10 protein-coding genes are annotated in these 12,087 nt (G+C 59.7%); 8 read left to right on the top strand and 2 right to left on the bottom strand.

All coding sequences use genetic code 11. The features are described from left to right. Window positions 1-34: 34 nt before the first annotated feature. Window positions 35-403, top strand: a complete 369-nt coding sequence (locus GV818_RS26645; protein WP_161759461.1) for a YkgJ family cysteine cluster protein — start codon at window positions 35-37, stop codon at window positions 401-403. 142 nt (window positions 404-545) lie between these two features. Beyond that, window positions 546-2,828 (top strand): putative bifunctional diguanylate cyclase/phosphodiesterase, encoded by a 2,283-nt coding sequence (locus GV818_RS26640; RefSeq protein WP_161777951.1) that lies wholly within the window; start codon window positions 546-548, stop codon window positions 2,826-2,828. Here the strand turns inward: GV818_RS26640 and GV818_RS26635 are convergent. Continuing rightward, window positions 2,719-3,615: an NAD(P)-dependent oxidoreductase gene (locus tag GV818_RS26635; protein WP_161777950.1), complete on the bottom strand. Its 897-nt coding sequence runs from the start codon at window positions 3,613-3,615 to the stop codon at window positions 2,719-2,721. The genes GV818_RS26640 and GV818_RS26635 overlap by 110 nt on opposite strands. A gap of 198 nt (window positions 3,616-3,813) precedes the next feature. On the opposite strand from GV818_RS26635, the gene GV818_RS26630 reads away from it, so the two are divergent. Beyond that, the gene (locus tag GV818_RS26630; protein ID WP_161759464.1) at window positions 3,814-5,997 is read left to right on the top strand and encodes a hypothetical protein; all 2,184 of its coding nucleotides are present in this window, start codon (window positions 3,814-3,816) and stop codon (window positions 5,995-5,997) included. Window positions 5,998-6,284: 287 nt separating this feature from the next. On the opposite strand, the gene GV818_RS26625 is transcribed toward GV818_RS26630, so the two are convergent. After that, the gene (locus GV818_RS26625; protein WP_161759465.1) at window positions 6,285-6,590 is read right to left on the bottom strand and encodes a DUF2288 domain-containing protein; all 306 of its coding nucleotides are present in this window, start codon (window positions 6,588-6,590) and stop codon (window positions 6,285-6,287) included. Between the two features lie 339 nt (window positions 6,591-6,929). On the opposite strand from GV818_RS26625, the gene GV818_RS26620 reads away from it, so the two are divergent. From GV818_RS26620 to GV818_RS26600, 5 genes are all read left to right on the top strand, one after another. After that, window positions 6,930-8,057, top strand: coding sequence for a branched-chain amino acid ABC transporter substrate-binding protein (locus GV818_RS26620; RefSeq protein ID WP_161777949.1), 1,128 nt, complete (start codon window positions 6,930-6,932; stop codon window positions 8,055-8,057). A 230-nt stretch (window positions 8,058-8,287) separates the two neighbouring features. Beyond that, on the top strand, window positions 8,288-9,211 hold the full coding sequence (gene livH / locus GV818_RS26615; RefSeq protein ID WP_161759467.1) for a high-affinity branched-chain amino acid ABC transporter permease LivH: 924 nt from the start codon (window positions 8,288-8,290) through the stop codon (window positions 9,209-9,211). After that, window positions 9,208-10,464, top strand: coding sequence for a high-affinity branched-chain amino acid ABC transporter permease LivM (locus GV818_RS26610; RefSeq protein WP_161759468.1), 1,257 nt, complete (start codon window positions 9,208-9,210; stop codon window positions 10,462-10,464). The genes livH and GV818_RS26610 overlap by 4 nt, the downstream gene beginning before the upstream one ends. Continuing rightward, window positions 10,461-11,228, top strand: a complete 768-nt coding sequence (gene livG, locus GV818_RS26605) for a high-affinity branched-chain amino acid ABC transporter ATP-binding protein LivG (protein ID WP_161759469.1) — start codon at window positions 10,461-10,463, stop codon at window positions 11,226-11,228. Before GV818_RS26610 ends, livG begins: the two co-directional genes overlap by 4 nt. Continuing rightward, the gene (locus tag GV818_RS26600; RefSeq protein ID WP_161759470.1) at window positions 11,229-11,930 is read left to right on the top strand and encodes an ABC transporter ATP-binding protein; all 702 of its coding nucleotides are present in this window, start codon (window positions 11,229-11,231) and stop codon (window positions 11,928-11,930) included. It begins immediately after the preceding gene. Window positions 11,931-12,087: the final 157 nt, after the last annotated feature.

The raw sequence follows: 12,087 nt of genomic DNA, 5'->3' as shown, positions 1-12,087 counted from the left end.
CCCTTACCCATCCCTCCCCCTATCGAATCCGCCCATGTCCGAAGCCAGTCCGTGTCTGAATTGCGGTGCCTGCTGTTCATACTTTCGTGTGTCTTTTTTCTGGGGCGAATGCGCCTCATCCGGTGGCACGGTCCCTGATGATCTGGTGCAGAGCATCAGCCCCACTCGAGTAGCGATGCTCGGCACCGACTGCAAATCGCCGCGCTGCATTTCCCTGGAAGGCGAGGTCGGCACCGGCGTCAGTTGCTCGATCTATGAACAGCGCTCCAGTCCGTGCCGGGAGTTCGAAGCCTCCTGGGTCGACGGCCAGCACAACAGCGACTGCGACGCCGCTCGCGCCGCCTTTGGCCTGGCACCCCTGGAGCCTGTGGACATCGAACCCTGGTACGAGGAAAGCGCTTAGCACTCCTAGCGATAAGGTTCATAAGAAAATCATTAGAACCAAAATGCCACCTCCCATTGCAGCCACCGGGTGCCTTCTATACTGCAAACACTCATTGGCGCGTCGCTGCGCCGACACCAGATGACTCAGAGATGGGCGTGCTATGGATTGGCTGGGTGTGCATTTCATTACCGAGCTTCCAGACACCGGTCAGGTGATTCTCCATTGCACCCACAACCCGGTTCTGGTGCTGCTGGCTTATCTGGTGGCCTGCGCCGCCAGCTTCGCCACCCTGGATATGGCCGAACGGGTCAGCCACGTCGAGCGGCCAGCCAGCCAACGCCTGTGGCGCTGGGTGGGCGCCTGCAGCCTGGCTGGCGGTATCTGGTCCATGCACTTCATCGCCATGCTGGCGTTCGAGGCGCCTCTGGAGATTCACTACGACCTGCCATTGACCCTGCTGTCCCTACTGATCGCGCTGATCGCCGCCTGGTTGGCGATGAACACCCTGAGCCATGCCCGATTGCCATGGTGGCGTTATGGCGTCGCTGCGGTATGGATCGGGCTGGGCATCTGCACCATGCACTACGTGGGCATGGCAGCCATGCGCTCCAGCGCCAGCTTGTACTACGAGCCGTTGCTCATGGGGCTGTCGGTGCTGGTGGCAATCGGCTGTAGCCTCGCGGCGCTGCTGCTGTCCCGATACCTGAGCGACGGCAGCGGAATGTTCCATCAGTTGCTCAAGTACGCCAGTAGCCTAGTGCTCGGCGGTGCCATCGTACTCATGCACTTCACCGGGGTCTGGTCCATGACCCTGGTACTGCCCGCCGGCAGCCTGCCCGCTTCAGTGGTGCCCAACGGACACCTGCAACTGGGACTGACCCTCAGCGTAATCAGCCTGTTGATCATTGGCAGTGGCATCAGCGCGGCCTTGGCGGACAAGAAGCTGCAACTCAAGGAGCACGACCTGCGCCGGGTCAACGCCCTGCTCTCGCAACTCGACCAGGCCCGGGTATCGCTGCAGCAGGTAGCCCACTACGACGCCCTGACCAACCTGATCAACCGCCGCGGCTTCAACCAGCTGTTTGCAGAAAAGCTGATGGAAAAAATCACTTTCGGCGGCATGCTCGCGGTGATGTTCCTCGATATCGACCACTTCAAGCGCATCAACGACAGCCTCGGCCACGATGCCGGCGATGAACTGCTCAAGGTCATTGCCGGGCATATCAAGAGCTCCACCCGCAGCCATGAAGACGTGGTGGCACGCCTGGGCGGCGATGAGTTCTGCATCCTCATCAACCTGTATGACCGTGAAGAAGCCCGGCACATGGCCCAGCGCATCATGCAGAAGATGAAGGAGCCGATTGAGTTGGGGGGACGGCGCATGGTGATGACCAGCAGCATCGGCATCAGCGTCTTCCCCGACGATGGCAAGACCTGCGAAGAACTCCTGAAGAACGCCGACCTGGCGCTGTATCAATCCAAGGATGCCGGGCGCAACAACCTGCACTTCTTCAGCTCCAACCTGAAGACCCGTGCCACCCTGGAACTGCAACTGGAAGAGGAACTGCGCAACGCCCTGCGCGATGACCAAGGGCTGCTGCTGTACTACCAACCGATCTATGACCTGAAGAGTGCCAGGGTCACCAAGCTCGAAGCGCTGATTCGCTGGCAGCATCCACAACACGGGCTGCTGACCCCAGATCGCTTCATCAACATCGCCGAAGCCAACGGATTGATCGCCGAACTGGATAACTGGGTACTGCGCAAGGCCTGCGAGGACCTGGCCTTTCTGTCGCGCAACGGTCGCGACGAAATGAAAATCGCGGTCAACTGCTCAGCCTTGAACCTGACCCGCGAAGACCTCGCCGGCGAAATCGAGAGCGCCCTGCGCAATGCCCAGGTAGCACCGCAAAGGCTGGAGCTGGAGGTCACGGAAAATGCCCTGATGGGCAACATCTCCAGCACCCTGACACTGCTCAAGCAGATTCGCGGCCTGGGGGTGTCACTGTCGATCGATGACTTCGGCACCGGCTATTCATCCCTGGCCTATCTCAAGCGCCTGCCCCTGAATACCCTGAAGATCGATCGTTCGTTCATCCAGGACACCCCCAAGTCGACCCAGGACATGGAGATCGTCCAGGCGATCATCGTCATGGCTCACACCCTGCACCTGCAGGTGGTCACCGAAGGGGTCGAGACCCTGGAACAGCAGCAGTTTCTCGAACGCTACGGCTGCGACTACCTGCAGGGCTACCTGCTCAGTCGCCCAGTGCCGCTGCAAGACCTGCGCGAGGTGCTCAATGAACTCGACCAGCGTCATGCCACTATCGCCGTCAGTCCGCGGATGCCGGGGCCCGATAGAGCTGAACCAGGGTTGCAGGATCTTTTTCCAGATAGCCCTGCCCACCATGCAGACGCATCAACTGTGCAGCTAACCCGCTGATCGGCGTCGCCGAACCTTGCTCGCGGGAAAACTTCACCGCGCCATCCAGGTCCTTGAGCAGGGTTCGCACATGCCACTTAACCGGTTCGAAACGGCTTTCGGCCATTTGTGGGGCGAGGATCTGCAACGGCTTGGAATCAGCGAAGCCTCCGGCCAGGGCCTCGGCGAGCAATCGCGCATCGACTCCCGAGCGCTCGGCCAGGGCCACCACTTCGGCAATTACCAGGGCATTGCAGGCAACGATCATCTGGTTGCAGGCCTTGGTTACCTGTCCAGCGCCCACCGCCCCCATATGCGTCACTTGTTGCCCTAGGGCCAGCAGTACCGGGCGAACCCGATCAAGATCCGCCGCTTCACCGCCCACCATGATCGCCAGGCTGCCGGACTCGGCGCCCGGAGTGCCGCCGGAAACCGGAGCATCGACCCAGCCCATGCCACTGCGGCGCGCCAACTCGGCGGCCATTTCCCGAGTGGCGGTGGGTTCCAGGCTGGACAGGTCCAGCAGCAATTGCCCGGCCCGGGCGCCGTGGGCAACACCCTCGACCCCGAACACCACCTCGCGCACCACCTCGGTATTGGCCAGACACAGCAGCACCAGATCCGCGTGCTCGCAGAGCTGCGCCGGTGTGGCGACTTGTCGCGCTCCGGCGGCCACCAGGGGCGCGCATTTCTCCGGGTTACGGTTCCAGACCACCAGCGAATAGCCCGCAGCCAGCAGACGCCGGCACATGGGCAGTCCCATCAGGCCGATCCCGGCAAACCCGAGCGAAGGTAACGCTGACATCATATTGCCCTCATTTGATTAAAGATCACCGAATACTGGCCGATTCATCATGATTCAGGAAAGGATTCCCCCGAGCGACGCTCAGACGACACCCTGACGCCTTGGGTAAAATTCGCGCTCCACGCAGAGGCGAGGTCCCATTCCGTGATGGTTCGACGGCACCTCGTCCGCGAGCCAACCTGACCAGGCATATGGCGCACAATGACTTCTAAAAACAATCCTGCCAACGCAGTCTCCGAGATGACGCTGACCTCCCCTACCTCAAGCCCCTCAGATACGAAGCCATTGTCTAGTTCACGCCCCTTGTCGACCCAGCAGTACCTGTACTTCACCGAAACCAACACTGACCGCATCCTCGACAACCTCGATGGCCTGCGCGACAGCGTGTTCCCGCAGCCTCTGCACCTGGAAGCCGAGCAGGAAAACCGCCGCGACCAGGAGTTCCCGTCGGTGTGCCTGATCGGCCTCGGTCGCTGTGGTTCCAATATCGCCCTGGATGTAGCGGAGCTGGTGTACAACGCCCGCAAGTTCTACCTCAACGAATTCAATAACGAAGACAAGTCCTACGAAAGCGGCGGCTACAGCCCCGGCCAGTGGATCCGCCAGAACCTGCGCCTGGGCCAGAACAAGGCCAGCAAACCGGTGTTCCTGGTAGAACCGCTGGTGATGCTCGGCGACCTGGACAAGGACATTGCCGGGCGCATCCGCTTCTCGCGCAAGGGTGAAAAAAGCGGCTTCATCCGCGACTACAGCAAAATGAAGATCATGGACCTCTCGGAAGTCCACGCCGGCGGCGCCGGTAACGCGCCGATCCTCGGCCAGTACCTGGCCAAGATCATCCTCAACAAGGACACCCAGCGCTTCTCCAGCCCCGACTGGAAGATGATCCACTCGTACCTGATCGACTCCTGCGGGATCAAGGCCAACCAATCGCGCCTGTACTTCTCGATCTTCAGTGCCGGCGGCGGCACCGGCTCGGGCATGGCTTCGGAATTCGGCCTGGCCCAGCAGTACTCGTACATGAACAAGACGTTCGACACCAAGCCGATGGACGAGCACGACAGCAAGAGCGGTCACTCCTTCGTCTTCGAGCCGATCTTCACCAGCGGCATCTGCGTGCTGCCGAACATCTCGGACCACCGCAGTGAAATGTCCGAGGCACTGCACATCAACGCCGGGCGCCTGCTGTGCAAGTACCTCTCGGAAGAGTGGGACTTCTCCTACAACTTCGACAATGAAGACAGCAGCGAAGCCAGCGTCATGGGGCGTATCCGCCCATGGAACGCGATGATGCTGATTTCCAACGACATCATGCGCTACGCCGAAGAAAGCGATGACGGCAACATCCAGAACATCGACGTCAACGCCATGGAGAAGCACGCCAACCAGTACATCTCCCAGCAGATCTTCAACATCCTCACCGCCCAAGCAGTGACCACCGACTACGACCAGAACTACTTCCGGCGTGCCGGCATCGACATCGGCGAAACCATCCGCCTGGACGCCAACGACCTGTTCATGAGCCTGGCAGGCCCTGTGGCAATTGCCTACGCCGAGTCCGTGGTCCCGGAAACGCCCGTGCCGACCGGCGACAAGTTCAAGGTGTTCGAGAAAGAGCCGCAGCGCCTGAACATCGATGACCTGTTCTTCCGCTCCATCGACCTGCCGCACTTCAACAAGGTGACCCAGGCCATCGAGGGCATCAGCCTGCTGCCGATCGAATCGACGCGATATCGCGCGGCGCTGGACCAATACAAAGCCTCAGGCTACGACGCCGCGGCCCTGCATGACCTGCACTTCTTCAAAAACTGCTCGTCGGTGGTCTGCATCGTCTCGTTGCCCAAGGACTACAAGCTGTCCTACATGGACCTGAACCGGCTCAAGACCCACCTCAACAGCCTGTTCCCCAACACCACGCTCAAGCGCTATGCGCTGGTGATTGGTGCGTCGGCCAACCTGTCGCTGACCACCTTGATCGCCAAGAGCCCATGCCTGTCGGACGACTTCCTGACCCTGATCGTGGCCTTTATCAAGCGTTGCTTTGCGCGTAACCCGTACCGCTTCGATGACACCCTGGACAACTCGGTCCTGGACTTCATCGTCAGCGAGCATTTCGATGAAGACCGCATCGACGACCTGCTCAATGAGTTCGAGAACCCGGCGAAGATCCTCGACACCAACTGGTATGCGATCAAACCGATGTACGAGAAGAAGTACCGCGAGCTGATCAACGACAAGGACAAGTTCGTCTCGATCAACGACATCCGCCTGTCCCGCGATTGCGTGAAGAAGGCCATCAAGTACCTGCGGGAAATCTACCGTCACCGCATCGGCAAGACCCGGGTCATCTCCCTCAATAGCCACACGGGCAAGACCGACCATTAAGAAGGGCTTCGCCGGCGAGCCGGCTCCTGCACGTGTAGGGGAGTTCCCTAACGTGCAGGAGCGGCCGGGCGGCGTTCCGCTTGCCGGCGAACGGTCAATTTGCTTACACCAGGAAACAATTAAGCAGCTCGTCGGACAGGCTTGAAACTGTGCCCCTTCCGTGAACGTCACCTTGGCTGAAACCCTTGTGGGGCCTTTCTCCACGGCAAGATGCCATCACTGGATTCACGGTTACTCGGCTACACACTTTTGTCCGACAAAATCACGCCCCTTATCGGTGCACACCCTTAGCTGGGTGCCCTTTCCTGGACCATAATCCAGGGCGAAACCACCACCGCCCACAGCGTCGGATCACGTTCCAGCAGATCGGATGCCCGCGTCGCAGACAGTTTCTCGACCTTTCCCTGGGCCAGCCAGGCCGCCACTTTTTCCGCCTGATTCTCGGCCACGGCCTGGGCCGCCTCGATCAGATCCAGGTCGGTATCGACCCACAATAGGGCACCCTTGGCGAAGAACGGCTCCAGTTCCTTCCAACTGATAGATGCGGTCTCGCCAAGCAGCTTGGCATAGAGGGTGCTAGGTTCTTGAATCATGGGACTGTCCAGAAAAGAAATCGGCGCAATCATAACGTCGGTGGTCTGGCAGAAAAACCCAGAAGCAACCGCATCACCGATCGAGAAGCTCAGAAGCGCCAGGAACTGACGTCGAACCGGGCGCAAGCCACGCCGCAAATCTGTCTTTTTCTTTCAATTAAGCGACACTCCGCGTTTTTGCCCCCAGCAGTCAGCTTTTCAAGCGAACAACCGGCGCTCTACACTGTACCGGTACAGTTGCCAGGGGCATTTCCGACGGATATACGAGAGTTATCTGACTCGGTTCTGCGACCAAGGCCGCCGGAACTATAAAAATTACAACAGCAAGAGTGGAGCACTATGAATAAGGCTACTAAGCAGATTTCCAAACTGTTTGCCGCTATGGTCCTGGCCGGAGTTGCCAGCCATTCGTTCGCAGCTGACACCATCAAGATCGGTATCGCCGGCCCCAAGACCGGCCCGGTAGCCCAGTACGGCGACATGCAGTTCAGTGGCTCGAAAATGGCCATCGAGCAGATCAACGCCAAGGGCGGCGTCAACGGCAAGAAACTTGAAGCCGTTGAATACGATGATGCCTGTGATCCGAAACAAGCCGTGGCCGTCGCCAACAAAGTGGTCAACGATGGCGTCAAGTTCGTGGTCGGCCACCTGTGCTCCAGCTCCACTCAACCCGCTTCCGACATCTACGAAGACGAAGGCGTGGTGATGATCACCCCGGCCGCCACCAGCCCGGAAATCACCGCCCGTGGTTACAAGATGGTGTTCCGCACCATCGGCCTGGACAGCGCCCAGGGCCCTGCCGCCGGTAACTACATTGCCGACCACGTGAAGCCCAAAGTGGTTGCCGTGCTGCACGACAAGCAACAGTACGGTGAAGGCATCGCCACCGCCGTGAAGCAGACCCTGGAGAAGAAAGGCACCAAGGTTGCCGTGTTCGAAGGCATCAACGCCGGCGACAAGGACTTCTCTTCGCTGATCGCCAAGCTCAAGCAGGCCAACGTCGACTTCATCTACTACGGCGGCTACCACCCGGAGCTGGGCCTGATCCTGCGTCAATCCCAGGAAAAAGGCCTGAAAGCCAAGTTCATGGGTCCGGAAGGCGTGGGTAACGACTCCATTTCGCAGATCGCCAAGGATGCTTCCGAAGGCCTGCTGGTGACACTGCCCAAATCCTTCGACCAGGACCCGGCCAACGTTGCCCTGGCTGACGCGTTCAAGGCCAAGAAAGAAGACCCGAGCGGTCCTTTCGTATTCCCTTCCTACTCCGCCGTTGAAGTCATCGCCGGCGCCATCACCAGCGCCAAGAGCGAAGACCCGGCCAAGGTGGCTGAAGCCATCCACGCCGGCACCTTCAAGACCCCCACTGGCGACCTGAGCTTCGACGCCAAGGGTGACTTGAAAGACTTCAAATTCGTGGTCTACGAGTGGCACTTCGGCAAACCTAAAACCGAAGTTTCCCCTCAGTAAGGCGCGGCCTGACTGACTGCCAATAAAGCCCACGGCTCGCCGTGGGCTTTGTTTTACGAATGTATGGGCCGTGCTCCCGTGATCCGGGAGCCTCCCCACCTGAAAATCTCAAAACCGTCATCAGCGGTTCGCTGGCAAAACCCAGCCCGAAGTGGGTGCAGATCCACGGGGTCTGGGCGGGAAAATGACTCCACCAGTGAAATGCGTATCAGGTTTTTAGGAGCGTTGTAATGCCTGACCTCTATCACTTTTTCCAACAGCTGGTTAACGGTCTCACCGTTGGCAGCACGTATGCCTTGATCGCCATCGGCTATACGATGGTTTACGGCATCATTGGAATGATCAACTTCGCCCACGGCGAGGTGTACATGATTGGTTCCTATGTGGCGTTCATCGCCATCGCAGGGCTGGCCATGATGGGACTCGACAGTGTCCCGCTATTGATGACCGCAGCCTTCATCGCGAGCATCGTCGTCACCAGTGCCTATGGCTACAGTATCGAACGGATCGCCTACCGCCCGTTGCGTGGCAGTAACCGCCTGATCCCACTGATCTCTGCCATCGGCATGTCGATCTTCCTGCAGAACACCGTTCTGCTGGCGCAAGACTCCAAGGACAAATCCATCCCCAACCTGATCCCGGGCAACATCTCCATCGGGCCAGGCGGTGCACATGAAGTGCTGATTTCCTACATGCAGATCGTGGTATTCGTGGTGACCCTGGTCGCCATGCTCGGCCTGACGTTGTTCATCTCTCGCTCTCGCCTGGGTCGCGCCTGCCGCGCCTGTGCCGAGGACATCAAGATGGCCAACCTCTTGGGGATCAATACCAACAACATCATCGCCCTGACCTTCGTGATCGGCGCTGCACTGGCGGCCATCGCCGCTGTGCTGCTGAGCATGCAATACGGAGTGATCAACCCCAACGCCGGTTTCCTGGTGGGCCTCAAGGCCTTCACCGCAGCGGTCTTGGGCGGCATCGGCAGTATCCCGGGCGCGATGCTCGGCGGGCTGGTGCTGGGGGTGGCCGAAGCCTTTGGCGCCGACGTGTTCGGTGACCAGTACAAGGATGTTGTAGCGTTCGGCCTGTTGGTTTTGGTGCTGTTGTTCCGGCCTACCGGCCTGCTGGGCCGCCCGGAGGTTGAAAAAGTATGACTAGGAATCTCAAACAGGCGTTGTTCAGCGCCTTGCTGGTGTGGGCCGTGGCCTACCCGGTACTCGGTCTGAAACTGACCATCGTCGGCATCAACCTCGAAGTGCATGGCACCAGCAACGCCACGCTGATCACCATCGCCGTCTGCTCGGTGCTGATGTTCCTGCGGGTGCTGTTCGACCAGAAGATCAGCGCAGCGTGGAAATCCTCGCCAAGCATGCCGATGATCCCGGCCAGGGCCAGTACCTTCCTGAGCCTGCCAGGCACCCAACGCTGGATCATCATTGCGCTGATCATTGGTGCCCTGGTCTGGCCGTTCTTCGGCTCCCGCGGTGCAGTGGACATTGCCACGCTGATCCTGATCTACGTGATGCTCGGCCTCGGCCTGAACATCGTCGTCGGTCTGGCCGGTCTGCTTGACCTCGGTTATGTCGGCTTCTACGCCGTCGGCGCCTACAGCTATGCGCTGCTGTCGCACTACTACGGTCTGAGCTTCTGGATCTGCCTGCCAATCGCCGGGATGATGGCCGCCACCTTCGGCTTCCTGCTGGGCTTCCCGGTCTTGCGTTTGCGCGGTGACTACCTGGCGATCGTGACCCTGGGCTTCGGTGAAATCATCCGTCTGTTCCTGCGTAACCTGACCGACATTACCGGTGGCCCGAACGGCATCAGTAACATTCCCAAGCCAACGTTTTTCGGGCTGACCTTCGATAAAACCGCTGCCGAGGGCTTGCAGACGTTTCACGGGTACTTCGGCCTGACCTACAACCCTATCAACAAGGTGATCTTCCTTTACCTGATTGCGGTGCTGCTGGCGCTGTTCGCACTGTTCGTTATCAACCGTTTGCTGCGCATGCCATTGGGGCGTGCCTGGGAAGCGCTGCGTGAAGACGAAATCGCCTGCCGGGCGCTGGGGTTGAACCCGACCATTATCAAGCTTTCGGCATTTACCCTGGGTGCCTGCTTCGCTGGTTTCGCCGGCAGCTTCTTCGCCGCGCGCCAAGGACTGGTGACACCGGAGTCCTTCACCTTCATCGAGTCGGCGACCATCCTCGCCATCGTCGTGCTGGGTGGCATGGGCTCGCAACTGGGCGTCGTTCTCGCCGCCACGGTAATGATCCTGTTGCCGGAAATGATGCGTGAATTCAGCGAGTACCGCATGTTGATGTTCGGCGCCATGATGGTGCTGATGATGATCTGGCGTCCTCAAGGTCTGCTGCCCATGCAACGTCCTCACATGGAGCTGCGCAAATGAGCCGTGAGATCCTCAAAGTAACGGACCTGAGCATGCGCTTCGGCGGCTTGCTGGCGGTCAACGGCGTGGCCCTGACCGTCAAGGAAAAACAAGTGGTGGCGCTGATCGGCCCGAACGGTGCCGGCAAGACCACAGTATTCAACTGCCTGACCGGTTTCTACCAGCCAAGCGCCGGTAGCATCCTCCTGGACGGCGAGCCGATCCAGGGCCTGCCTGGCCACAAGATCGCCCGCAAAGGCGTGGTGCGGACCTTCCAGAACGTGCGGTTGTTCAAGGACATGACCGCGCTCGAGAACCTCTTGATCGCCCAGCATCGTCACCTGAACACCAACTTCCTCTCCGGCCTGTTCAAGACCCCGGCGTTCCGCAAGAGCGAACATGAGGCCATGGAGTACGCCGGCTACTGGCTGGACAAGGTCAACCTGCGGGAATTCGCCAACCGTCCCGCCGGCACCCTGGCCTATGGTCAGCAGCGCCGTCTGGAAATCGCCCGCTGCATGATGACCCGCCCGCGGATCCTCATGCTCGACGAACCGGCCGCCGGCCTGAACCCCAAGGAAACCGAGGACCTGAAAGCGCTGATCAGCATGTTGCGTGAAGAACACAACGTCACCGTGCTGCTGATCGAACACGACATGAAACTGGTCATGAGCATTTCCGACCATATCGTCGTGATCAACCAGGGCACGCCCCTGGCTGACGGTACGCCGGAGCAGATCCGCGACAATCCTGAAGTGATCAAAGCCTACCTGGGGGAAGCGTAAATGCTGCAGTTCGAAAACGTTTCCACCTACTACGGCAAGATCCAGGCGTTACACAGCGTCAACGTCGAGATCCGCCAAGGCGAGATCGTCACCCTGATCGGTGCCAACGGCGCCGGCAAGTCCACCCTGCTGATGACCCTCTGCGGTTCACCCCAGGCCCACAGCGGCAGCATCCGCTACCTGGGTGAAGAGCTGGTGGGGCAAACTTCGGCGCAGATCATGCGCAAGAGCATTGCCGTGGTACCGGAAGGCCGCCGAGTGTTTGCCCGCCTGACCGTGGAGGAGAACCTCGCCATGGGCGGTTTCTTCACCGACAAGGGCGACTATCAAGAGCAGATGGACAAGGTCCTGGGGCTGTTTCCACGGCTCAAGGAGCGTTTCTCACAACGTGGCGGCACCATGTCCGGTGGTGAGCAGCAGATGCTCGCCATTGGCCGTGCGTTGATGAGCAAACCCAAGCTGCTGCTCCTGGACGAACCGTCCCTGGGCCTGGCGCCGATCATCATCCAGCAGATCTTCGACATCATCGAGCAGTTGCGCCGTGATGGCGTGACGGTGTTCCTGGTGGAGCAGAACGCCAACCAGGCGTTGAAGATCGCCGACCGCGCCTATGTGCTGGAGAACGGCCGGGTCGTCATGCAAGGCACGGGGGAGTCGCTGCTGACCGATCCGAAGGTGCGCGAAGCCTACCTGGGCGGATAAGCACCCGCGTTGGAAAAAACGGCCCTTCGGGGCCGTTTTTTTATCCCGGGACCGGCTCCCACGCTATTTCCGGGAAAATATCTGCCGTGCGCTGTAACGAATACCACCTAGCCTTCTCTAGAGGGGTAAGCAAGCAAGAATGCTTCCTTAACCGACC

It is taken from the genome of Pseudomonas sp. Fl4BN1 (genome assembly GCF_009908285.1).
In the GTDB taxonomy this organism is placed as follows: Bacteria; Pseudomonadota; Gammaproteobacteria; order Pseudomonadales; family Pseudomonadaceae; genus Aquipseudomonas.
Note: the sequence above shows the minus strand (reverse complement) of the source record. Positions and strands in the feature narration are given on the sequence as shown.